This is a genomic window from Anaerovorax odorimutans (genome assembly GCF_024459955.1).
Classification (GTDB): Bacteria; Bacillota; Clostridia; order Peptostreptococcales; family Anaerovoracaceae; genus Hominibacterium; species Hominibacterium odorimutans_A.
The window spans coordinates 80054-102672 of record NZ_JANFXK010000002.1 but is presented as its reverse complement, the minus strand read 5'-3'; the positions used below and the strand labels follow the sequence as shown (position 1 = coordinate 102672).

The following is a 22619-nucleotide window of genomic DNA, read 5'->3' as shown; positions in this document are numbered from 1 at the left end:
AAATGGCGGAAAAAGAAAAAAAGTTTGAAATCCGGGATCTGGATCTCTATTACGGAACCTTCCAGGCCCTGAAAAAAATAGATATTGATATCTACGAAAAGGATATTACAGCCCTGATCGGGCCTTCCGGCTGCGGTAAATCGACTTTTCTGCGGACCCTGAACCGAATGAATGATTTGGTGGAAGGATGCAGAATTGAAGGGAGCATCCTCTTTGATGGCGAGGATATCTACGGCAAGGATTATGATCTTATCGATCTGCGCAAACGGGCGGGTATGGTTTTCCAAAAGCCGAACCCTTTTCCCAAGACCATCTATGAAAATATCACTTATGGGCCGAAGATCCACGGGGAAAAGAACAAAGACAAGCTGGATAAAATTGTAGAGAAAACCCTGCGGGAAGTGGGGCTGTGGGAAGAAGTAAAAGATCGACTCAATAAATCGGCAATTGGACTTTCCGGAGGCCAGCAGCAGAGACTCTGTATCGCCAGATGTCTGTCAGTGGAGCCGGAAGTCATTCTCATGGATGAGCCGACTTCCGCCCTGGACCCGGTGGCGACCACTAAGATCGAGGCCCTGATCCAAGAACTGGTCGGTAAATACTCGATCATCATTGTCACCCATAATATGCAGCAGGCCGCGAGAATATCTAATCGGACCGCCTTTTTCCTCAACGGCGAGATCCTGGAAATTGATGATACGGAAAAAATCTTTACCAATCCGTCCAACCCTAAGACGGAAGAATATATAACCGGAAGATTCGGCTAAAGGAGGAAACTATGACGCCAAGACCGAAAATGGACCAGGAACTGGTCGCAATTAATGATAAAGTTACAAAGATGACCGAGGAAGTGGAAAAAGCCATCGTCGATTCCATTAAAGCGATAAAAGAAAAAGATATGGATTTGGCAAGGGCCATCATTGACAATGACGAGATCATTGACGATATGGACGATGAGATCAATGAGATGTGTTATATGTTTCTCGCCACCCAGCAGCCTCTGGCCAGTGATCTGCGCTACTGTATCTCCATCATGAAAATGGTTACGGATTTGGAACGGATCGGGGACCACTGCGAAGATCTGGCTAAGTACGCTGTTCGTATGGAGCGCGAGGAATATTATAAAGAATTAATTGACCTGCCCAGAATGGCAGATCTGGCGGCCAGCATGGTCAAGAATGCAATCCGCGCTTTTCTGGACCGGGATCTCAAGCTGGCCCGCAAAGTATGGCGGGCCGATGAAGATGTGGACGAATTGTTCCGTGATATTTACGAAGAACAGATCGGAGTCGCTGCCAGCGATGCGAAAAATGCACGTCTGTCCATTATGTTCGCATTTGTAGCCGCCCACCTGGAGCGGATCGCCGACTATGCCACAAACATCTGCGAGGAAACCGTGTTCTCGCTGGAAGGCGCATATTCCATGGAATAGAAAAAACTGCTTTGCGGGCTGGTCCTGGGTCCCCGCTTTGTGGTGGAGTTTAACGCCATAGGCTTTTCGAGACAAAAGAAGACAGAAAACATTCAGAACAAAAGCAAGCTGCAGCCACACCCATTGCGGACAGCTTGCTTTTGTGTGCAATCAGGCCAGCACAAAGTCTTCCGAAAGTTGAATCCCCCCTCTCAAAAAAACATTGACAAAATATGGTCGGGGGGGGGGTATACTATTTTATAAGATGCGAGCTACGTCGAGCATCTTTCAGCGTTTTGTACCTCACGGCGAAGCCGTATCAATCCGCCCAAAGGGCTATAAGATGCGAGCAGCGTCGAGCATCTTTCGCGTATATTGTACTTTGCGGCGAAGCCGTTTCAATAGGGGCAATATCGCATAAATGCGAGCTGCGTTGAGCATCTTTCCACATATTGCACCTTACGGCGAAGCCGCCTCCAATCGGAAGAAAGGGCATAACTTACAAATTGTCCCGCGGGAAAACTGCCCGGCGCTTTTTGCCTTAAAATTGGACTGGAGCGGACGAAACTTGTGGGTTTGCAGGCTTTACGGATTTATTTTTTGGGGATTTCCACTTAAGCTTGACCAGCGAGGGCAAGAAACGTTGAAAAAAGATCCGCTTTGACTTCTTTTCTTTGATGAAAGCTCCGGAAATGCTTTCGTACGTTATCGTATGAAACTAGACAGACATTCCTTCCTGAAAGAATTGGCCGAATTACCAGAATTCATCCAGGAGCCGGGATACAACAGAGCGCAGAGAATGGTTTTGAGCTTGCGACCAACTTTTAATTTTGCCGGCAAATCTCGCGACCATTGGCCCCAAAGAAGCATCCTGGTCGCAGGTCAAATAAGAATAGCCCATTTAAATGAAAACTTGTGCTGCCAGCTGCTTGGGAGGCCGCGGGAATACTGGAAAGTGCGTAACTCTTCAAAAAAATGAGGATTCGTTACCGGAACTGTTTGTTCCCTGAAAGGTGCTTCACGCAGCATAAATTACATAAGGTGTGTGTATTGTGTTTAAGACGATGTGCGGCCGGCACGAAAGTGTCCGGCTGTGCGGAGTCAATCAAAATTTTTCTTGACAATTCGCAGGAAAGGTCTATAATTAAATACAAATTTAATAACAGGTCTTCGGGGTTTGGTGAAATTCCATACCGGCGGTACAGCCCGCGAGCGCGTTTGCGCATGAACTGGTGAGATTCCGGTGCCGACAGTAAAGTCTGGATGAGAGAAGATGAAACGGCTTTTTGATATGCAAATTTACCCTGAGAATTTTTTTCTCAGGGTTTTTAATTATCACAGGCTGGTTTGATTAAGATAACAGAACTCCGAATTTGATGTCGGAGTTTTTCTTTTTGAGGAGGTGAGAATATGACGAAAGAGGAATATATGCGTTATGCACTGGAATTGGCGCAGCAGGGGCGGGGAAGAACTTCTCCCAATCCGCTGGTGGGTGCGGTGATTGTGAAAGGCGGCCGCATCATCGGTGAAGGCTGGCACAAGAAGTGCGGGGAAAACCATGCGGAAATCAATGCGTTTGAAGATGCGGCCCGCGAAGGTCATGATGTCCGGGGCGCGGAAATGTACGTGACTTTGGAACCGTGCTCCCATTACGGAAAGACACCGCCATGTGCCAAAACAATTATTGAAAAGGGCATTAAAAAGGTTTATGTGGGAACGGCCGATCCCAACCCGCTGGTAGCGGGCCAGGGACTTCAGATGATGGAAAAAGCCGGGATTGAAGTGGAGATGGGCATTCTGGAAGAGGAATGCCGGAGCATCAATGAAATCTTTCTGAAATACATAACCGCCGGGAAACCTTTCGTAGTCATGAAAACGGCCATGACGCTGGACGGAAAGATTGCCTCCCACACGGGTGACTCCAAGTGGGTCAGCGGAGATGAGGCCCGCAGAATCGTACAGGAGATGCGGAACAGCTTGACCGGAATCATGGTGGGAATCGGCACAGTGCTCGCCGATGATCCTGAGCTGACCTGCCGGCTGGAAGGCGGACGGGATCCGCTGCGGATCATTGTGGACAGCCATTTGCGGATTCCGCTTACTGCCAAAGTCTTGAAGGATGAAAACTATATCATCGCAGCGACAGCAGACTGCGATTCTGAAAAAAGGAAACGGTTGGGAGAAAGGGTCTTGATTGTCAAAAGCAAGAATGGTCAAGTAGATTTGGAAGATCTGATGACACATCTGGGAGACAGGGGAATTGACAGTATTCTGCTGGAAGGCGGGGGCACCCTCAATGAAGCGGCACTGAAAGCGGGGATTGTAGACCGGGTCGTTTCCTTTATCGCTCCCAAAATTATCGGAGGGCGGAAGGCAAAGACCCCGGTAGAAGGAGAAGGATTTGAAAAAATGTCCCAGGCTATCAGCCTGAAGGATTTAGAAATACAGAAAATCGGCGATGACCTGATGATCCAGGCAGTGCCGGAAAGGAAATAACGAAATATGTTCACAGGAATCATAGAAGAGGTTGGGCATCTGCTGGAGCACGGACGCGGAAGCATGAGAATTCAGGCAAAAAGAATTCTGGAAGATGTTCATCTGGGTGACAGCATTGCGGTCAATGGCGTTTGCCTGACAGTAACACAGTTTGACGCATCCTCTTTTTCTGTCGATGTGATGGCCGAAACTTTGAGGCGCAGCAGCCTGGCAGGACTGGCAAAAGGGAGCCGTGTCAATCTGGAACGGGCCATGGCTGCCGATGGCCGCTTTGGAGGCCATATTGTCAGCGGTCATATCGACGATACAGGGAATGTCACCAGTCTCAAACGAGAAGGAAACGCTGTGTGGGTAACCATAGACTGCGATGCCAGGCTGCGCAGGTATATTGCAGAGAAAGGTTCCATCGCCATTGACGGCATCAGCTTAACTGTGGCAGCCCTTACAAGCAGCGGTTTTCAAGTTTCCATCATTCCCCATACGGGAGCGGAAACTACCCTGCTGGAGAAAAAAGCAGGCGATACGGTCAATTTGGAAACCGATATCATAGCCAAATACATGGAACGGCTGATGCAGCCTGCCGGGGAGGCGCCGGAAAAGAGCGGCATTGACTTGGAGTTTCTACAGAAAAACGGATTTTAGGAGGACGAAAATGAGTAACTTTGGAACGATTGAACAGGCTTTGGAGGATTTGCGACAGGGCAAAATTATTGTATGCACAGATGATCCGGACCGGGAAAACGAGGGCGATTTTATCTGTGCGGCCGAATTTGCTACCCCGGAAAACGTAAACTTCATGGCTTGTTATGGAAAAGGTCTGATCTGTATGCCTATGAGCGCGCAGATGACCCAGAAGCTGGGATTGGCCCAGATGGTGGATAATAACACGGACAATCATGCGACGGCCTTTACTGTCTCCATCGACCATGTGGATACCACCACCGGTATTTCCGCCCACGAACGATCCGTGACAGCTGTAAAATGTGCCGATGATAATGCGCAGCCATGCGATTTTCGGCGTCCGGGCCACATGTTTCCTCTGGAAGCCAAGGCAAAGGGCGTCCTGGAGCGGGAGGGCCATACGGAGGCAACGGTCGATCTGATGCGTCTTGCGGGACTGAAAGAGTGCGGACTTTGCTGCGAAATTATGCGGGAAGACGGAACCATGATGAGAAGAACAGAACTGATGGAACTGGCAAAGGAACACAATATGACCTTTATTACCATCAAGGATCTGATCGCCTACAGAAAGCGCCACGATAAGATTATGGAGCGGGTTGTGGAAGCGGATTTCCCCACAAAATACGGGCAATTCCGAATCTACGGCTATATTAACAAACTCAATGGGGAGCACCATGTGGCTATGGTAATGGGTGACGTGTCCGACGGCGAGCCGGTGCTGGTGCGGGTTCATTCCGAATGTCTGACCGGAGATGCTTTAGGCAGCGCCAGATGCGACTGCGGAGACCAGTACGACGCAGCCATGCGCATGATCGCCAGAGAAGGCCGCGGGATTATGGTTTATCTGAGACAGGAGGGCCGCGGAATCGGCCTCATTAACAAACTGAAGGCCTATGCTCTTCAGGATGAGGGAATGGATACCGTTGAAGCAAACATCGCTTTGGGCTTTGATGCGGATCTTCGCGATTATACGGTGGGAGCACAGATCCTGGAGGATCTGGGTGCCACTACTCTGCGGGTCATGACCAATAATCCGGATAAGATCCACGGTCTTGAAAGCTACGGCATCGATGTAACGGAACGCGTTCCTATTGAAACCGATATCAAACCGGAAAGCGAATTTTATATGCAGACAAAGAAAGAAAAAATGGGCCACGTGCTCCATTCTTGCTAAGGAGGAAAAGGAATGAAAGTTTTAGAAGGAAATTTAATTGCCCAGGGGCTGAAAGTGGGAATTGTTGTGGGAAGGTTCAACGAGTTTATCGGCAGCAAACTGCTGTCAGGGGCAATCGATACGCTGCGGCGTCACGGGATGGAAGAAGATAATATCAGTGTGGCCTGGGTGCCGGGAGCATTTGAGATCCCCCTTATCGCAAAAAAGATGGCCGGGAGCGGAAAGTATGATGCCGTGATCTGTCTGGGAGCGGTAATTCGCGGAGCTACGGCTCACTTCGAATATGTCAGCGCAGAAGTATCCAAAGGAATTGCCGCAGTAGGCCTGGAAAGCGAAATTCCGGTTGTCTTCGGTGTGCTGACCGTGGATACCATCGAACAGGCAATTGAGAGAGCCGGAACAAAAGCAGGAAACAAAGGCAGTGAAGCTGCCTCCACTGCCATCGAAATGGTCAATCTGATTAAAGAAATCTAATGTTACCACTTATTAAAGACTTTCTCGGCAAAACCGAGGAGGTCTTTTATTGTGAGCACGGTTCCGTCATCCAGAACCACCCGGCCGGTGTATCGTCCGAATACCTGGTGTTGATCGCTGCACAAAATTCCCAGGTTTGTCTTGGCCGCCCGGTCGATAATGGGCTGAAAGATCATTTTGAAACGGTCGTCATCACTGGTAAAAAACCAGGGCTCCAGGTAGTTGTCCGTACCGTTCACCGTGGGAATATTAAAGGTCACCCTGGACAGCTTGTGCGCCTTATGACCGTAGAACAGCATGTTTTCCGTAGCTTCCGAATCGTCGCCGAACCCGCATCCGATGTTAAAGCCAAAAGGCGTGCCATCCAGCAGGCCGGAGGCGCTGCCCCAGTACCAAGTGTTTTTATAAGTCCATACGCCCCTTCCCCAATCAAGAACGCCGAAAGAATCGTCGGGATGGAAGATATGCGACTTGTCCCCCAGATTGACATAGCCTTTCGCAGCCATGCAGTTTATCTTTTGATTGTAGTAAAACGCCAGGGGATCTTCGACAAAAGGAGTGGCGATGACCATGGCATCTCCCTTGTGGTCCTCCAGGGAAATTTCTCCGTCCAGAGTTTTATGATCATAAAAATTGTCCATATGAAACTTCAGAAAACGCCTGTCCTTTTCCTTGCGAAAGGAGATAAAATGATTCTTGCAGAAGCTTTCCGTATAGCCCATTTCCGATGTTTCCGGCATCCTCGTGCGGCCCATGGGAAACAGACGAATCGAGTTTTTCGTATGCTGGTACGGCTTGCGAAAATCAATGAAAGAAATGCTGTCCAGGCCCATGTAGGAATTGTCGGCAATGGTCAGGGCCACAGCAAAATCCTGGTTGGCAACCAGGTAATAATCCCATTCTTTTATACGAAATTTGTTGGCCTTAATGGCAGAACGATCATAGTCTAATATGAGACTCGTTGCGTAGCCGGCTTCGGACAGGGTTCCGTTGGGCCGGAGCAGATCGCGCTTTCTGGCTATTTCGTGCTGCATAATCCTTCTCCCTTTTTTGTGATTGCATTTTGGTATACTCGACGTTGCTCGAGATTATAACGAACGCTATGATTTGAACCGGCGTTGCCGTAGGGAAGCGTTCGTTGAAATATACTCGACTCCGCTCGTATATTATAGAACATTTTTGGGTGGTTGGGAAGTGGGCGTTAGTTTTTCTGGGAATGTGGTATTATAGGGGTATACTTATGAAAAGGAGAAATGAGATGTTAACGATAGGATGTCATTTATCAGCTGCGAAAGGCTATGAGAATATGGGTAAGGATGCTTTGAAGATCGGGGCCAATACCTTTGCTTTTTTTACGAGAAATCCCCGTGGAGGAAAGGCGAAGGCCATCGACCAGGCGGACGTGGATCGTTTACTGACGATCTTGAAGGAGAACGATTTTGGAAAGCTGGTGGCCCATGCCCCGTATACGCTTAATCCCTGTTCCAAGGATCCGAAGGTGCGCAATTTCGCATTTATGGCGATGAGTGAGGATATGGAGCGGATGGAATATACGCCGGGAAATTATTATAATTTTCACCCGGGCAGCCACGTAGGGCAGGGTGTGGAAGAAGGTATTCGTATGATTGCGGAGCTGCTCAATCAGATTCTGAAGCCGGAGCAGAGTACCATCGTGTTGCTGGAGACAATGGCCGGCAAAGGCAGCGAGGTGGGAAGCCGCTTCGAGGAGCTGGCCGAGATTATAGAGCGGGTAGAGCTGAAAGACAAGGTTGGTGTATGCATGGACTCCTGCCACGTCAGCGATGCCGGATACGATATCATTCATGATCTGGACGGGGTGCTCGACGAGTTCGACCGTGTTATAGGACTGGAAAAGCTCCATGCCATGCACATCAACGACAGCCAGAATCCGCTGGGTGCCCATAAGGACCGTCACGCTAAAATTGGAGAGGGCCATTTGGGTGTGGAGACAATTGCTAAGATCGTCAATCACCCAAAACTGAAGGAGCTGCCGTTTATTCTGGAAACGCCAAATGAGCTGGATGGATACGCCAGGGAGATTGCTATGCTGCGGGGAGCGTGATATAATAACTGTAGGTTATAATTCACACGCAGTTTATACGAGGTATTCAAAAATGCACCAAAGAACGGCAAAGAAAAGATGCGCGCTTATCGCATTTATCATTTTGGTTTTAATTATGCAGCTGGCTGTCCCGCAGGCGGCTTTCGCTGCGTCAAAGAAAAAGGTAAAATCCGTGTCCTTCACCAATGTGGGAACTTATCTGACTTTAAAGAAAGGTGAGAAAAAGACGCTGAAAGTGTCGGTGAAGCCGAAAAAAGCGAAAAATAAAAAGGTGAAATACAAGTCCAGCCGCCCGTCGGTGGTTTCCGTATCGAAAAAAGGCGTCCTTAAGGCAAAGAAGAAGGGAACCGCATATATTACAGTAACGGCCAGAGACGGATCGAGAAAAAAGGACCGGGTGAAAGTCACAGTGGGAACCAAGGTTTCATCGGTGAAATATACAAACGTGACCAGCACCTATGTCATGAAAAAGGGATCGAAAAAAACCTTTAAGGTGTCCGTAAAACCTTCAAATGCCAGCAATAAGAGGATTTCCTGGTCTTCCAGCAAGTCTTCGGTGGCATCCGTATCATCGAAAGGCACGGTAAAGGCAAAGAAGAAGGGCACGGCTTACATCACCGCAAAGGCCAGAGATGGATCGGGAAAATACGCTAAGTATAAAGTAATTGTAGGAACGAAGGTAAGCAAGGTTTCCATTTCCGGCCAGGACTACATTGGAAAAGGCGGATCAAAGATAAAGCTGACAGCGAAGGTCTCACCCAGCTCCGCATCCTATAAATCCGTCACCTGGAAATCCAGCAAGTCTTCCGTTGCCAAAGTATCCTCCTCCGGAACCATTACCGGAGTAAAGGAAGGAACTGCGACAATAACTGCTACGGCCAAGGACGGCACCGGAAAAAAGGGATCTTTTAAAGTCAACGTTGTACTCCCGCCGCGAAGTTCAGCAACCTTTGTAGGTCACAGGGGCTACAGCAGCATCGCACCGGAAAATACGCTGGCTGCCTTTAGGGAGGCCGTAAACCATGGTTTCGGCGGGATCGAATGCGACGTATGGGAAACGGAAGGTATTGATCCTAACGAAAATCCTGTTATTGAAAAGAAGGCGGCGTCTATTGCCAGAACCACGCCGGCGGAGGAAAGCACGATTCCATATGTGGAAGACAGAACTCCGAAAAATTCCCGGACTGCCGAGATTTTGAACGAGGGGCAGGATGGTGAAGGTGAGGGTGAAGGCGGCGATCCCGAGCCTGAGCTTCCCAAAGAAATCCCGGGTCTTATGATTATGCACGATGAGAACCTTGCTAAAATGTGCGGTATCAACAAGCTGATTACCAGGTTGAACCCGGAAGAACTGAGCCACTACCCAATCATAAACGGGAACAATATCGGCAAATACGGCGCACAGGAAATACCGTCCTATGAGCGATATCTGGAAACCTTCAAGGGCAACAGCGCTACGCCGGTCATTGAAATCAAAGGCAAGACCCTTACGGATCCAGCTGCGGAAGAGTTGCTGAAGCAGCTGAAAGAAGCTGAGCTCAATAGAAACGCAGTATTCCAGAGCTTTAACATGGCCTCTGTTTTGAAGGTAATGAAAGCGGCGGAAAAAGAGGAATATCTAGGTTTGGATCTGACCTTCCTCTATCTGACAAGCTCGGAAGATGAGGTGGAAAGCGCGGACTTCGCACAATACAAAGAAGCGGGGCTTTCCGGTGTCTGTATGCGATACACCATCGCCACTCCTTCCGTTATCGACAATGCAAAGGCATATGGTCTGAAAGTGGGTGTGTGGACAGTGGATGACACAACTCTCGCATATCGGCTGGCAGCGATCGATCATGTAGATTATGTAATTTCCAATAAAAAAGTATTTAAGTAAACGAGAGTCTGCCTCAGTCCATGGGGCAGGCTTTTTTCAAAGGAAAGGGACATCAATATGTCAAAAACCATATACGCGGCCCATAGGGGCTACAGCAGCACCGCACCGGAGAACTCCATACCGGCCTTTGAAGCGGCGGTGAAGCGGGGATTTGGGGCCGTTGAATGTGATGTCTGGGAGGCGAAGAGGGACGGACGCGGGCCGGAATTGATGGTCATGCACGATGAAAACCTGTCCCGAATGTGCGGACTCAACGTGCGGATTACCAAGCTGACCAGAAGCGAGCTGTCCGAGTATCCCATTACACGGGGAAAAAATATTGCCCGGTACGGGGGCGCGGTGCCCATTCCCTGTTTTGAAGAGTACTTGGATGTTCTCAAGACGGGCGGGGCCATACCGGTCATTGAGGTCAAAAGCAGAGAGCCGGAGGATGAGCACAACGCCATTCCCGAGGAAACTGCAGAGCATTTGACCCGTCTCCTTTACCAAAAGCTGCCGGACCGGCCTGCGGTTCTGCAAAGCTTTAACCTTCATTCCCTGTATCGGCTGCTGCCTCATATTAAGGAAAATACGGAGCTTCTGTATTTAGTGAAAAAGCCGGGCCTGCTAAAGACGGAAAAGCTTTTGCAATATAAAAAGGCAGGGATTACAGGGATCTCTGCCAAATATACGATTCTGTCGTCAGGGCTGATGGCAAGGATTCATAAATGCGGCCATAAGCTGGCCGTCTGGACCGTTGACAGCGGTATCCTCGCCCGCAAGCTGGCATCTGCCGATCATGCGGAATATGTGATCTCCAATAAGATCTACGAATAGGAGACGAGCGGCATTCTCCTATTTAAAGAGCTCTGTAGTGAGATAACGTTCTCCGGTATCCGGCAGCAGAACGACAATGTTCTTGTCTTTATTTTCCTCCCGTTTTCCCAGTTGAACCGCAGCGGACAGAGCGGCACCGGAAGAGATTCCTACGAGAACTCCTTCTGTTTTTGCCAGCGTTCTGGCTGCCTGGAAGGCATCCTCGTTATTGACCGTGAGAACTTCATCATAGATCTGCGTATCCAGCACCTCCGGTACGAAGCCGGCGCCGATTCCCTGGATCTTATGGGGGCCGGCGATTCCTTTGGAAAGGATCGGAGAGGCCGAAGGCTCAACGGCAACCAGTTTGATCTTGGGGTTCTGCGCTTTCAGATAGCGCCCGGTTCCCGTAATGGTACCGCCGGTGCCAATTCCGGCGACAAAGATATCCACCTGTCCATCGGTGTCCTGCCAGATTTCGGGCCCGGTAGTGGCCTCGTGGGCCGAGGGGTTGTACTGATTGGAAAACTGGCTTGGAACAAAGCTGTTTTCCGTCTGCGCAGCCAGCTCCTCCGCCTTTGCGATGGCGCCTTTCATTCCCTTTGCCCCATCGGTCAGAACCAGCTGGGCGCCATAGGCTGTGAGAAGCTTGCGTCTTTCCACACTCATCGTTTCCGGCATGGTGAGGATCACCTCATAGCCCTTTGCGGCAGCGGCAGCGGCCAGACCGATTCCGGTATTGCCGCTGGTGGGCTCGATGATTACGGATCCATCTTTCAGCAGCCCGTCCTCCTCCGCCTTTTCAATCATATTTTTGGCGATTCGGTCCTTGACGCTGCCGGCCGGATTGAAGTATTCCAGCTTTGCCAAAAGCGGCGTGTCAAGATTGTTCTCCCGACTGAATCGGGAAACTTCCAAAAGCGGCGTATTGCCGATCAACTCAGTCATTTTTCTGTATATTTTCATAGTGTTTCTGCTCCTTTCAATGCCTGTGAGAGGTCATCTATAATATCATCAATGTGTTCGGTTCCAATGGATAAGCGGATCGTTGCCGGGCTGATTCCCTGTTCCTTCATTTCCTGCTCGTTGAGCTGGGAGTGGGTCGTGCTGGCAGGGTGGATGACCAGAGATTTGACATCCGCCACATTTGCCAGCAGCGAAAAGATTTTCAGGCTGTCTATGAAAGCATGGGCTTCTTTTTCTCCGCCCTTGATATCAAAGGTGAAGATGGAGGCACCGCCCTTAGGAAAGTACCGCTCATAAAGCGCATGATGCGGGTGATCCGTAAGGGACGGATGGTTGACAGATGCTACCATAGGATGTTTATTGAGAAACTCCACGACTTTTAGCGTATTTTCCACATGGCGCTCAACTCTCAGCGACAGGGTTTCCAGTCCCTGGAGAAACAGAAACGCGTGAAGAGGCGCCAATGTAGCTCCCATATCCCGAAGGAGAACGGCGCGGATGCGGGTGACAAAGGCTGCCGCTCCTGCTGCCTTGGTAAAGCTGACGCCGTGATAGCAGGCCGTAGGCTCGGTAAGCTGCGGAAATTTACCGCTGGCTTCCCAGTCGAATCTGCCGCTGTCCACGATTACGCCGCCCAGTGCAGTGCCGTGGCCGCCGATGAATTTGGTGGCGGAATGAACTACAATATCTGCTCCCAATTCGATGGGCCTGAGCAAAAATGGAGTGGCGAAGGTGTTGTCCACAACCAGTGGAATCTGATATTTGTGAGCAATCCGGGCGACTGCCTCAATGTCGATCAGGGTTGCGTTGGGGTTTCCGATGGTTTCAATGAAGATCGCTTTCGTATTGTCCTGCAGAGCCCTTTCAAAAGCCCCGCTGTCGTCAGGGTCCACAAAGGTAGTGGAAATGCCGAATTCCGGCAGGGTGTGTTCCAGAAGATTGTAGGTGCCGCCGTAAATCGTCTTAGCAGCGACGATATGATCGCCGGCGTGGGCCAGATTCTGAAACGTATAGGTAATGGCCGCGGCTCCGGAAGCTACTGCCAGGGCAGCAGATCCGCCCTCGAGCGCTGCGATCCTCTTTTCAAAGACCTCCTGCGTTGAATTGGTCAGACGGCCGTAAATATTTCCGCCTTCGGCAAGGCTGAATCTGGCAGCAGCCTGCGCCGAATCCTTGAAAACATAGGATGTTGTCTGATAAATGGGAACTGCCCGCGAGTCGGTAGCAGGATCCGCTTCCTCCTGTCCTACGTGCAGCTGTAAAGTTTCAAATCTGTATTTCGTTTCTGCCATGTTTTTTTCCTCCTGGTACTGGGTATGTTAATTTCATATAATTCCTATAGATTTAGTATGAAATGATCATAATATAAAATCCCTGCTTTGTCAACAGAGATTTTCAAACTTATTTTATTCAAATTCTTAGATACAAAAATCGTTGTTGCCCGCGGCTCTCTGATTTTCGCACAGGTCAGCCAGGGTTACGCTGTCCACATAATCGTTGATCGCATTGTAGAGCCCGGTCCAGAAGGGGAGCGTTCCGCAGCTGCTGCTGCGGGGGCAGTCATTTTCCGGTGTTTCAAGACATGCCACCGGGGCCAGAGGACCTTCCGTCGTTCGCAGAATATCTCCCACTGTATATTCCTCGGGGACTTTGGCCAGCCTGTAACCGCCCTGGGGGCCGCGGACGCTTTTGAGAAAGCCGTTTTTATTGAACAGGGAAACGATCTGCTCCAGATATTTCAGAGAAATATCCTGCCGGGCGGAGATTTCCCGCAGTGAAACGTATTCATCGCCGCCGTAAATAGCCAGATCCAGCATAAAGCGGAGCGCATAGCGGCCTTTGGTGGAAATTTTCATGAGCGATTCCTTTCTCTTATACCTCGGTGTAAGCCTTATCAAAGGTGATTACGGTAAAATAAGTGGGGTCGATCTGCTTGACCCTGGCGCTGATCAGCTCCGTCACTTCATCCTTGGACATCTGACAGGATGGAGTCAAAACCGCGTCAAAGATGATATTCGTATGGGTCTTGCCGGGAACGATCCGCAGATCATGGATGCTGTGGACGCCGGGAAGGGGTTTGATGGTTTGGATGATTTCCTTATAAAGTCTGCTGATCAGAGGGTTGTCCAGCTCGACCGGGTCCATGTGCGCAGTGAATTCGATATGGAGCGAGTCTTTGATATACCGCTCGATATTATCGATCATGTCGTGGCTTTCCAGCATATCGCCCTTGGCATCCACCTCAATGTGAATCGAAGCAAAAATTTTCCCCGGCCCGTAATTATGCACAACCAGATCGTGAATACCGATGACTCCTTTATGGGAGAGAACGCCTTCCTCGATGGCGCGCACCAGATCTTCATCTGGTGCTTCACCGAGCAGCGGACTGGATGTTTCGCGGATCAGCTGTATTCCCGACCAGATGATAAACAGGGCCACCAGGCAGCCCATATAGCCGTCCAGCTGGATGCTGAAAATTTTTCCGATAATAATGCTCACCAGCACGGCGGCAGTGGATATTACATCGTTGCGGCTGTCCGCTCCCGTTGCCATCAGGGCTACGGAATTGATTTTCTTCCCGATTCCCATATTGAACAGAGCCTGCCAGATCTTTATGACAATCGCCACAAGCAGGATAATGACTGTCGTATAGCTGAAAGACAGCGGGTCCGGATGGAGGACTTTTCGGAACGATGAATTGAGAAGCTGCAGTCCCAGGACGATAATCAGCACAGATATGAAAAGGCCGGTCAGATATTCGATGCGGGCATGGCCGTAAGGGTGGGTTTTATCCTCCGGCGCTGCTGCCAGCTTGAAGCCAATGAGGGTGATGACCGAGGAAGAGGCATCGGCCAGGTTGTTGATTCCGTCTGCCACAATGGCGATACTTCCCGCTATCAGACCGACAATAATCTTCATTGTGCAGAGGATCGCGTTGGAGATAATCCCCACGATTCCCGCAAATTTTCCGTAGCGCTCCCTCACCTTGGGGTCGCTGGTGTTTTTGTAATCCTTTACAAATATTTTTGCTAAAAAATTTCCCATAAGATACTCCGTTCAAAATGCAATATGTCCTATTATACCATATCTTTTCGCAACTATGTATAGACCGTATGGTCAAAAGAATATTAACTTTCAAGGCAAGAGAACCCGTCCCGCCGCATATGCTCCCAGAGAGAGGAGCATATTTATGAAACAGGATTTGAATCATGGACAGCAGCTGAGCTGTTTTAAACTGACGGGCATCGCAGTGGGGAGCACCATCGCCAGCGGTGCTTTCAGTCTGTCGGGGGATATGGCTGCGGCCGGAGCCGGGACTGCGGCTGTTCTTACAGGCTGGCTCCTATGCGGACTGGGGATGCTGGCGCTGGTGATTTGTTTTTACCATCTCAGCGAAATCAGGCCGGAGCTGACAGGCGGAATTTACAGCTATGCAAGGGCCGGTTTTGGCGATTACGCCGGGTTTAATTCAGCCTGGGGCTATTGGATCAGCAATTTTCTGGGGAATGTCTCCTTCGCCACCCTTATGTTCGCGGCACTGGGCCATTTTTTTCCGGTATTCGGAGCGGGAAACAACCTCCTTTCCATCATAGGAGCCTCAGCGGTTACCTGGCTGTCCGTGCTTTTGGTGCTGAGGGGAATGAAGGCTGCGGCCTTTATCAACCTTCTGGTCACCTTTGCCAAACTGATACCGATTTTTCTCTTTATAATGGCGGTTATCTTCATGAAAGCCTTTGACCCGCGGATTTTCTTTGCCAATTTTATGGGAGAGGATACCGGACTGCCCTTCGGCAGCCAAGTAATGGCTACCACTTACACTACGGCGTGGGCCTTCATCGGAGTGGAAGGGGCGGTCGTCATCTCCGGCAGGGCGAGGAATCCAAAAGATGCGGGCAGGGCGACGGTCATATCCTATTTATGCGTCCTGCTGATCTATATAATGATTTCCGCGCTCAGTATGGGCGTCATGACAAGGGGCCAGCTGGCGCAGCTGGGAAACCCGCCGCTGGCCGATGTCATGTGTCAGGTTGTCGGGCCCTGGGGAGGAAACCTGATTAATGCCGGTGTCATTCTTTCTCTTTTGGGCGCGACGCTGGGGCACACGATTATTTCCGCAGAATGTGCATATGAAGCAGCGGCCAAGGGGTCTTTCTGCCGGATTTTTACGGCTGCGGGGCGTTCCGGATCACCGGCAGCAGCGCTGATAATCACGGGAGCTTTGATTCAGCTGTTTCTGATTATCGTATATAAAAGTGCTTCGACCTATCAGATCTTTTATACGATTTCCACCACCATGATGGTGATTCCTTATCTGCTTACGGCCCTTTATTACTGGCAGCTGACCGGAGAACGCATAAAAACACCTGCCGGAGGCCGGATGGCCGCTGGGGCAGGTGTTCTGTACGGATTATGGCTGATCTATTCCGGGGGTCCGGAAGCTTTGATGACCTCAGCCCTTTTATATGCGCCGGGGACTCTGATCTACATAAAAGGAAAGAGAGAGCAAAATCAGCTTCCTTTTCTGCGGATGCGGGATAAGGTACTGCTGACTCTGGTGCTTTCTCTCTTTGTCGTATCGCTGGCGCTGCTCAGAGCAGGACTCCTGGCGCCATTTTAAAAAGGAGCCTTATTTGGCTCCTTCCTTATCTTTATTTTCTTCCAGCGCTTTTTTCAAAGCCGTGGCCAGCTGATCGGTGCAGGATGTGTTTTTCATTCCGCAGCTGATACCGGAAAGCTTTTTTGTGACCTCATCGACGGGCATGCCCTCCACTAAAGTTGAAATCGCTTTCAGATTGCCGTTGCAGCCGCCGCTGAACTGCACGTTTTTAACGATTTCGCCGTCTAATTCGAAGTCCAGCTTGGTCGAGCAGACTCCCCGTGGGATGTAAGAGTATTTCATAACAATTTGTCCTTTCTTAATTGCTTTTTACTGTTATAATATATAATATAGCAAAAAAGAACGGAAAGGGAAAGATAAAATGCGTTCAGACAAAAATAAAAGAAGAAACAAGAAAAAAAGCAGTATGAAAATCATACTGATCGTGCTGGCCGTCCTGGTAATAGGCGGCGGAACTGCGATATTTGCCCTCTTTGGAGGACTTTCCAGCGACTGGCCGGAAATAAAATCTCCCAGGACAAATCCACTGACCGGAGAGCTGGTTACGGAGCTTCCGTCAAGGCCGTTCATCCTCTCCACAGATAACGATTCCGGTCTGGCAAGACCGCAGTCGGGGATTTCCATGGCCGATATTGTTTATGAATTTCCGGTAGAAGGCGGGTCCAGCCGTCTGGAGCCGATCTATTACAGCAAGGTGCCGAAGAAAATCGGACCTTCCCGCAGTGCCAGACCGTATTTTATCGACATGGCCAGGGAATACAAAGCGGTTTTCGTCCATCACGGATGGAGCCCTCAGGCAAAGAAATATCTGGAATCAGGTGTGATCCCATACATCAGCGCTTTCAGCTACAACAGCATCTTTTATCGTTCTTCAGACAGACACGCACCCCATAATTCCTATACTACGGGTCAGGATGTCTGGAAAACCATCAAAAAAGAAGGATGGGATGAAAAGCAGGAGCCCCGCAGCTTTCAATTCCTGGGCGACGGAGAGAGCCAGCAGGGAGCATCCGCTGTGGACATCAATATTGACTATCGGGTAAACAAAAACAATTATAAATATGATCAGAAAACGGGCCTGTATAAAAAATCCGTCGGCGGCAGCGAATATACAGATAAAGAGACCGGAAAGCAGATCACGACCAGAAACATTCTGGTACAGAAGGTAAAATCCAAGGTTCTGGACCAAAAAGGACGACTGAAGATCAATATGACCGCAGGAGGCGACGCGGTGCTTTTTACCAACGGAGTTGCCGTGGAAGGCACGTGGTCGAGAAAGGATCTGGATTCCCCGACGATTTTCGCGGATAAGGACGGCAAGGAAATGAAGCTGAACGTGGGGGTTACCTGGATACAGGTTGTGGACGATACAGTGAAGGTGGAATACAAATAGCTATGAAGGAGAGCAAAGAGGACAAAATGCTTTTGGCGGCAGCCGAGGATAAGCTGCAACAATGCGCCCGCCAATATATGGTTACCAATACCGGATTTCTGGATCTGCGCCAGAGAGCGCTGGTGGAAAGCCGTCTGCGGGAGTTGGGCAGGAGTAATCAGGATGTATCATGGACGTTTTTCGGCGGCTATGAAGATGCGGAGAGAACGATCGCCATTTTTTTGCCCGACTATGCGGTGCTGGAAGAAAGCCATCCTCTCACGGTCATCCGGGCGCAGGCACCGTCAGGAGGAAGGAAACTGACCCATCGGGATTATCTGGGGTCGCTGACCGGGCTGGGCATAAAACGGGAGATGATCGGCGATATTCTCACCAGCGAAACAGGAGCGGACATCATCGTGCTGGAGGAGATACGGAATTTTCTGCTTTTCAATTACGGAAAGGCAGGCAGAACCAGCCTGCAACTGGAAGCCGTACCCCTGCAGGAACTGCGGGTGCCGGAGGTGCGCACCGTAATGCAGAAGGATACGGTGGCGTCTCTGAGGCTGGATAACGTGACCGCTTCGGCATTTTCTCTTTCCAGAGCCAAAGCCTGTGAAGCCATCCGTTCCGGGCTGGTATTCGTCAACAGCATGCAGGCGGAAAAGACGGATTTTCAGGTAAAAGAGGGGGACAAGCTGGTGCTCCGGGGAAAGGGAAAAGCCTTTCTCCGCGAAGTAGGGCAGCGAACCAGAAAAGACCGGATTTTCATCGTAACGGAACGATATCTGTAAGATGTATGAAGGGGTTTTGGGGTGATGTGCAAAGTTGTTCAACAGCGGATTTATTTTGGCTTTGTTGTTGATGTATTTCCAAGGTTTGCGGTCTTTGCGACCGTTCGAAACCGCATATTGATCGAGTTTCTGCCCTCTTATGCTCTGTATCCTTGAAAAAAGGTCAACAAGAACCTGGTTTTTTGCTGAGTGTTGATGAAAATAGCAATTGCCCTTTGGGGCGGCTTTTCATAAGGCCACAGCTTGCCGCAACACCATATCCAACAGGTAACCATTGCTGATTTTGGCGAAAAGCTACCGCAGCTCGCATCCAAAATAAGCAAATATCATGCCGCTTTCGAAAGGTGCGAAAAAATGACAGTTTTGCCTGGTGTTCCATTGAAAAATAAGGTTGAATATCAAAACAGACAGTTAGTTAAAAGCCAAAGGATATTTTCAGGAACGAATGCGATAAGATTTTGGAAAAAGTATCAAAATAGCGTCATAGAATACGGCCCATTGATATTCAGCTAGTGTTAATCTTTCAGAACTACTGTGAAACTATCAAAATTATGCCGTTTTCTTGCCCACATTGATAATCGGGACTTAGGGGCCTCTGCCGCCACAATTGCGGCCGGCTGATCGCGATCCGCCAGTGCAACCCCTGAAACGTTTCCGCTGGATATGAAGACCTAACGAATAAATCATGAAAAGAGCAGGACCTGCCAATTTCGGCACCCTGCTCTTTTTTCACAATGAATATCAAATCCGATCCGCCACCTCGGGTTCAGCTTGCCCGAAGTCGACAGAGGAACATTAATATTTTTCTACCACTTCCTGCAGCACCTTGTTGGCGATGCTTCCGGATACCTGGCTGCCGAAGCCGCCGTTTTCAACCAGTACGATGAAAGCGTACGGATGGTCCTCATCCCTCAGAAAACCGGTGAACCAGGCGTTGGGCCGTTTGTTTGTTCCCACTTCCGCGGTGCCGGATTTTGCGCAGATATTCAGCCCGGGGAAGTTATCCGTTCCATAATTATCCTCTACATTGTTGCGCATCATGTTCTGCAGGATCGTGGCCGTATCTTCCTCGATCATCCGTTTGGTCCAGGATTTCCAGGGCAGGCTTGCCGGGATTCCGGTACTGAATTTAACACTGTGGAGTATCTTGGGCTGAACCGCTCGGCCGCCGTTTGCGATAGCGCCCATGTAGGTCATCATGGTACATGGATTTACCAGATCCTTATGCTGTCCGATTCCGGCCCAGGCCAGCTCAACCCCGCCGCTTTTAGGAAATTCAAATGTTCCCTTGGCAGTGGAAATTCCGTTTACATCTCTGCTGACCGTCAGACCTGTTTTCTCCGCGTATTCCGCCATCTTTTCCCCGCCGACCTTTTCTGCCAGCTTGCCGAAGTAGCAGTTGCAGGACACGGCCAAGGCTTTTTCCAGATTAACATTGCCGTGCGGTTCCTGACAGGTAACCCGGTCCGAGCCGCCGTAGGACTGTCTTCCGGTACAAGTGTAATCCCAGGTTGCGTAATCGGAAAGGTTTTCGATGGAAGCCGCCGCTGTCACCAGCTTAAATATGGAACCGGGGGTAAAGGTTGCTGTAAAAAAGCGATTGAGATAAATCCCTGACTTATCATCGGAATCCACCTTTGGCGGATTGGTCGGATCGTAATTAGGCGAACTGACCAGACAGATAATTTCTCCGGTTTTGTAATTATAAACGCCCACCGTGCCCTTACGTCCGGCGAGGGCTTTATTAGCGGTATCGCATATGTCCGCGTCAATGCTCAGGTTCACATTCCGGCCTTTACCCAGCATCGAGTAGGTTCCGGTAAGCAGATTATAGCCGGCCATCTTATCGGCGAGGACTTTATTGGCGCCGGTAGCGATATTGCCGCTTTTATCTCCGGTCAGATGAACGTTGGCTTTACGGATGCTGGCAGTATCGCTGAACTGCATCTTTCCGCTGGTATTGGTCAGGAGGAGCTTTCCGTTTCTATCGTAAAGAGATCCGATTTTCAGCTTTCCCTTATCGTTATAGATCTGCTTGTTGGCTGTATATGTGGCCCAGTCGCTTCCATCTTTCACGTAGCGAAAACAGAAGACGCCCAGACCGATCACCAGAACGCCGGCCAGAAGCAGGCACATGATTGCCCGTCTTTCTATCTTCTTCATGAGGCCAGACCTCCTTCCTTCTTATCGTCCAATCGGACAGCGAAGCTGGCATTCTGCCTGGTATCGGCCGCCTTGAGGAAGGCCAGCAGTCCCCACGACACAATCATACTGGTGCCGCCGCTGGAAACGAAGGGAAAGGTTACCCCAGTGAAGGGCAGAAGATCCAAGGCACCGAAAACATTGAGGATTGTCTGGAAAATAAACAGCGATGTAGCCGCGCAGGCTGCGATACTGTAATAGGCGGAACGGCCTGCGATAATGGACCGCACTGCGAAAACGCCAAGCGTTACGATGCAGAGAACCGCCAGAATGGCGATAATAAGGCCCCATTCCTCCGAAAGGAGAGAGAACACCAGGTCCGTATCAGAAGCCGCTGTGGAGTGAAACCAGCCCTTCCCGGCGCCTACTCCGGGCAGGCCGCCGCTGGAAACAGCCGACATGGCCCGCGTCTGCTGATAACCGCGCCCCATGGGATCGTCCCAGACATGTCCCCATGTGGCAAACCGCTGCCGCACATGTGGTTTTAAAGTGAGGACCAGCATGCCTGCCAGGGCCACAGCTCCGACAATGAGAATCAGCTTGGAAAAATCACCGCTTCGCAGGAAGGCGATTACCAGGAATGTTACGAAAAAAATCGCTGCTCCGCCGAAGTCGCTCATCAGGGCCAGACAGCCCATGCAGAAGCCGGAAAATATCATGAATATGGTCAGATTGCCCTTTTCGTACAGCTCATCCAGAGTGGCTGCGCCGGCAATGATGAAAGATATCTTCACCAGCTCCGCCGGCTGGACGGAAAGTCCGCCCAATTCAATCCAGTTTTTCGCTCCCCCGTGGACAGTGCCGAAGAGCAGTGTTGCCAGCATCAAAACCACGCCGACTCCTAAAATCAGCATACGAACTTCCTTGGAGCGGTTCAGGTCCCGCAGAAACCAGCACAGCAAAAAGAACAGCACCACGCCCAGAATGATGCAGATCAGCTGTTTCATGGTGTTGCCGGTATGCACGGCAGTGGCGGCCAGGCTCAAAGTGGAAAGAAAGAAAGCGATCGTTTCCATCTCAAAGGCAATCCGCCGGAAAGAACGCATGAGCAGAAAATAGACCCACATCACAATGCACAGTCCGAAAATAGAGGTCGGTATGGACGCGGGACAGTCTTCGCCGTATGCGACCTTGAACTGAATCACCATCAGCACCTGAAAAACAGTAAGCGCGATGAGCGATGTCCAGGGAGATACCGGGCGGCTTTTTCTCTTTCGCTTTTGAATATTCTGCTGTTTTTCCTGCAGGCTCACAGGAATCAGCGAAAAATTGGAGCCTCCGAGAGTCAGCACGTCGCCCGGACGCAGAGGCATTGTTTTCTTTACCCGGACCCCGTTTATGTAAGAACCGTTTTTCGAATGAAGATCATTGTATCTCCAGGTACCCTTGGCATCACGTACCAGTGTTCCGTGATTGCGGGAAATGCTGTTGAGATTCACAACAATGTCGGCGCTGGAAGCGCGGCCGATCACGTTTTCCCAATGCTTCAGCGGGGTGGAAGACCCGTCGGGCCCTCCGATATATGCCCATATCTCGGAAGGGTTTTTTGCCTGCAGCAATGACTTGATTGATTTTACCAGTATAAAAATAGCAAGAAGCACAAAGACCCATCTGACGGCAGCCGTGTAATACGGCCCCATGACGGCCATTATGTTCTGGAAAGTATCCATGCCT

The 22619-nt window shown here is 50.1% G+C and carries 20 protein-coding genes and 1 riboswitch; of the genes, 12 read left to right on the top strand and 8 right to left on the bottom strand.

The features are described 5' to 3' along the window. Positions 1–2 precede the first annotated feature (2 nt). The 6 genes from pstB to ribE all read left to right on the top strand — a co-directional run bounded on the left by pstB (position 3) and on the right by ribE (position 6236). Complete coding sequence (gene pstB, locus NE619_RS02700; RefSeq protein ID WP_256130822.1) at positions 3–767, top strand: phosphate ABC transporter ATP-binding protein PstB; 765 nt, start codon at positions 3–5, stop codon at positions 765–767. A gap of 11 nt (positions 768–778) precedes the next feature. Further along, positions 779–1432: a phosphate signaling complex protein PhoU gene (gene phoU, locus NE619_RS02695; protein WP_256130821.1), complete on the top strand. Its 654-nt coding sequence runs from the start codon at positions 779–781 to the stop codon at positions 1430–1432. 1141 nt (positions 1433–2573) lie between these two features. Further along, positions 2574–2690, top strand: a riboswitch (FMN riboswitch). A gap of 131 nt (positions 2691–2821) precedes the next feature. Further along, positions 2822–3907 carry a bifunctional diaminohydroxyphosphoribosylaminopyrimidine deaminase/5-amino-6-(5-phosphoribosylamino)uracil reductase RibD gene (gene ribD, locus NE619_RS02690; protein WP_256130820.1) on the top strand — a complete coding sequence of 362 codons (1086 nt, stop codon included), beginning with the start codon at positions 2822–2824 and terminating at the stop codon, positions 3905–3907. A 6-nt stretch (positions 3908–3913) separates the two neighbouring features. Next, complete coding sequence (locus NE619_RS02685) at positions 3914–4549, top strand: riboflavin synthase (RefSeq protein WP_256130819.1); 636 nt, start codon at positions 3914–3916, stop codon at positions 4547–4549. Positions 4550–4559: 10 nt separating this feature from the next. Beyond that, complete coding sequence (locus NE619_RS02680; RefSeq protein WP_256130818.1) at positions 4560–5762, top strand: bifunctional 3,4-dihydroxy-2-butanone-4-phosphate synthase/GTP cyclohydrolase II; 1203 nt, start codon at positions 4560–4562, stop codon at positions 5760–5762. 12 nt (positions 5763–5774) lie between these two features. Further along, positions 5775–6236 (top strand): 6,7-dimethyl-8-ribityllumazine synthase, encoded by a 462-nt coding sequence (ribE, locus tag NE619_RS02675; RefSeq protein ID WP_256130817.1) that lies wholly within the window; start codon positions 5775–5777, stop codon positions 6234–6236. 2 nt (positions 6237–6238) lie between these two features. Here the strand turns inward: ribE and NE619_RS02670 are convergent, their stop codons facing one another. Then, positions 6239–7270, bottom strand: a complete 1032-nt coding sequence (locus NE619_RS02670) for a DUF2804 domain-containing protein (protein WP_256130816.1) — start codon at positions 7268–7270, stop codon at positions 6239–6241. Positions 7271–7494: 224 nt separating this feature from the next. Between NE619_RS02670 and NE619_RS02665 the strand changes: the two genes are divergently transcribed. From NE619_RS02665 to NE619_RS02655, 3 genes are read left to right on the top strand one after another with little or no spacing between them, the layout of a single operon-like run. Further along, positions 7495–8319: a deoxyribonuclease IV gene (locus tag NE619_RS02665; protein WP_256130815.1), complete on the top strand. Its 825-nt coding sequence runs from the start codon at positions 7495–7497 to the stop codon at positions 8317–8319. A 52-nt stretch (positions 8320–8371) separates the two neighbouring features. Then, the gene (locus NE619_RS02660) at positions 8372–10198 is read left to right on the top strand and encodes an Ig-like domain-containing protein (RefSeq protein ID WP_256130814.1); all 1827 of its coding nucleotides are present in this window, start codon (positions 8372–8374) and stop codon (positions 10196–10198) included. A 57-nt stretch (positions 10199–10255) separates the two neighbouring features. Beyond that, positions 10256–11014, top strand: coding sequence for a glycerophosphodiester phosphodiesterase (locus NE619_RS02655; RefSeq protein ID WP_256130813.1), 759 nt, complete (start codon positions 10256–10258; stop codon positions 11012–11014). Positions 11015–11032: 18 nt separating this feature from the next. On the opposite strand, the gene cysK is transcribed toward NE619_RS02655, so the two are convergent. From cysK to NE619_RS02635, 4 genes are all read right to left on the bottom strand, one after another. Then, the gene (gene cysK / locus NE619_RS02650) at positions 11033–11959 is read right to left on the bottom strand and encodes a cysteine synthase A (protein ID WP_256130812.1); all 927 of its coding nucleotides are present in this window, start codon (positions 11957–11959) and stop codon (positions 11033–11035) included. Further along, positions 11956–13251, bottom strand: coding sequence for an O-acetylhomoserine aminocarboxypropyltransferase/cysteine synthase family protein (locus NE619_RS02645; protein WP_256130811.1), 1296 nt, complete (start codon positions 13249–13251; stop codon positions 11956–11958). Before NE619_RS02645 ends, cysK begins: the two co-directional genes overlap by 4 nt. Positions 13252–13377: 126 nt before the next feature. Continuing rightward, complete coding sequence (locus NE619_RS02640) at positions 13378–13815, bottom strand: RrF2 family transcriptional regulator (RefSeq protein ID WP_256130810.1); 438 nt, start codon at positions 13813–13815, stop codon at positions 13378–13380. Positions 13816–13831: 16 nt separating this feature from the next. Further along, positions 13832–15004, bottom strand: coding sequence for a cation diffusion facilitator family transporter (locus NE619_RS02635; protein WP_256130809.1), 1173 nt, complete (start codon positions 15002–15004; stop codon positions 13832–13834). A 145-nt stretch (positions 15005–15149) separates the two neighbouring features. Between NE619_RS02635 and NE619_RS02630 the strand changes: the two genes are divergently transcribed. After that, positions 15150–16577, top strand: coding sequence for a basic amino acid/polyamine antiporter (locus NE619_RS02630; protein WP_256130808.1), 1428 nt, complete (start codon positions 15150–15152; stop codon positions 16575–16577). Positions 16578–16586: 9 nt separating this feature from the next. Here NE619_RS02630 and NE619_RS02625 read toward each other — a convergent pair whose 3' ends face one another. Beyond that, entirely contained in the window at positions 16587–16859 is a 273-nt protein-coding gene (locus tag NE619_RS02625) for a TIGR03905 family TSCPD domain-containing protein (protein ID WP_256130807.1), read from the bottom strand. Between the two features lie 124 nt (positions 16860–16983). Between NE619_RS02625 and NE619_RS02620 the strand changes: the two genes are divergently transcribed. Both NE619_RS02620 and NE619_RS02615 read left to right on the top strand, forming a co-directional pair. Next, positions 16984–17970: a DUF3048 domain-containing protein gene (locus tag NE619_RS02620; protein ID WP_256130806.1), complete on the top strand. Its 987-nt coding sequence runs from the start codon at positions 16984–16986 to the stop codon at positions 17968–17970. 2 nt (positions 17971–17972) lie between these two features. Beyond that, on the top strand, positions 17973–18743 hold the full coding sequence (locus NE619_RS02615; protein ID WP_256130805.1) for an RNA-binding protein: 771 nt from the start codon (positions 17973–17975) through the stop codon (positions 18741–18743). A gap of 795 nt (positions 18744–19538) precedes the next feature. On the opposite strand, the gene NE619_RS02610 is transcribed toward NE619_RS02615, so the two are convergent. Beyond that, positions 19539–20906 carry a penicillin-binding transpeptidase domain-containing protein gene (locus NE619_RS02610; protein ID WP_256130804.1) on the bottom strand — a complete coding sequence of 456 codons (1368 nt, stop codon included), beginning with the start codon at positions 20904–20906 and terminating at the stop codon, positions 19539–19541. Beyond that, entirely contained in the window at positions 20903–22615 is a 1713-nt protein-coding gene (locus NE619_RS02605; RefSeq protein ID WP_256130803.1) for an FtsW/RodA/SpoVE family cell cycle protein, read from the bottom strand. The genes NE619_RS02610 and NE619_RS02605 overlap by 4 nt, the downstream gene beginning before the upstream one ends. Positions 22616–22619 lie beyond the last annotated feature (4 nt).

What these genes read in the sequence shown, in the direction of transcription:
- pstB (WP_256130822.1), top strand. Translation starts at nt 3, where the DNA reads ATGGCGGAAAAAGAAAAAAAGTTTGAAATCCGGGATCTGGATCTCTAT.
- phoU (WP_256130821.1), top strand. Translation starts at nt 779, where the DNA reads ATGACGCCAAGACCGAAAATGGACCAGGAACTGGTCGCAATTAATGAT.
- ribD (WP_256130820.1), top strand. Translation starts at nt 2,822, where the DNA reads ATGACGAAAGAGGAATATATGCGTTATGCACTGGAATTGGCGCAGCAG.
- NE619_RS02685 (WP_256130819.1), top strand. Translation starts at nt 3,914, where the DNA reads ATGTTCACAGGAATCATAGAAGAGGTTGGGCATCTGCTGGAGCACGGA.
- NE619_RS02680 (WP_256130818.1), top strand. Translation starts at nt 4,560, where the DNA reads ATGAGTAACTTTGGAACGATTGAACAGGCTTTGGAGGATTTGCGACAG.
- ribE (WP_256130817.1), top strand. Translation starts at nt 5,775, where the DNA reads ATGAAAGTTTTAGAAGGAAATTTAATTGCCCAGGGGCTGAAAGTGGGA.
- NE619_RS02670 (WP_256130816.1), bottom strand. Translation starts at nt 7,270, where the DNA reads ATGCAGCACGAAATAGCCAGAAAGCGCGATCTGCTCCGGCCCAACGGA.
- NE619_RS02665 (WP_256130815.1), top strand. Translation starts at nt 7,495, where the DNA reads ATGTTAACGATAGGATGTCATTTATCAGCTGCGAAAGGCTATGAGAAT.
- NE619_RS02660 (WP_256130814.1), top strand. Translation starts at nt 8,372, where the DNA reads ATGCACCAAAGAACGGCAAAGAAAAGATGCGCGCTTATCGCATTTATC.
- NE619_RS02655 (WP_256130813.1), top strand. Translation starts at nt 10,256, where the DNA reads ATGTCAAAAACCATATACGCGGCCCATAGGGGCTACAGCAGCACCGCA.
- cysK (WP_256130812.1), bottom strand. Translation starts at nt 11,959, where the DNA reads ATGAAAATATACAGAAAAATGACTGAGTTGATCGGCAATACGCCGCTT.
- NE619_RS02645 (WP_256130811.1), bottom strand. Translation starts at nt 13,251, where the DNA reads ATGGCAGAAACGAAATACAGATTTGAAACTTTACAGCTGCACGTAGGA.
- NE619_RS02640 (WP_256130810.1), bottom strand. Translation starts at nt 13,815, where the DNA reads ATGAAAATTTCCACCAAAGGCCGCTATGCGCTCCGCTTTATGCTGGAT.
- NE619_RS02635 (WP_256130809.1), bottom strand. Translation starts at nt 15,004, where the DNA reads ATGGGAAATTTTTTAGCAAAAATATTTGTAAAGGATTACAAAAACACC.
- NE619_RS02630 (WP_256130808.1), top strand. Translation starts at nt 15,150, where the DNA reads ATGAAACAGGATTTGAATCATGGACAGCAGCTGAGCTGTTTTAAACTG.
- NE619_RS02625 (WP_256130807.1), bottom strand. Translation starts at nt 16,859, where the DNA reads ATGAAATACTCTTACATCCCACGGGGAGTCTGCTCGACCAAGCTGGAC.
- NE619_RS02620 (WP_256130806.1), top strand. Translation starts at nt 16,984, where the DNA reads ATGAAAATCATACTGATCGTGCTGGCCGTCCTGGTAATAGGCGGCGGA.
- NE619_RS02615 (WP_256130805.1), top strand. Translation starts at nt 17,973, where the DNA reads ATGAAGGAGAGCAAAGAGGACAAAATGCTTTTGGCGGCAGCCGAGGAT.
- NE619_RS02610 (WP_256130804.1), bottom strand. Translation starts at nt 20,906, where the DNA reads ATGAAGAAGATAGAAAGACGGGCAATCATGTGCCTGCTTCTGGCCGGC.
- NE619_RS02605 (WP_256130803.1), bottom strand. Translation starts at nt 22,615, where the DNA reads ATGGATACTTTCCAGAACATAATGGCCGTCATGGGGCCGTATTACACG.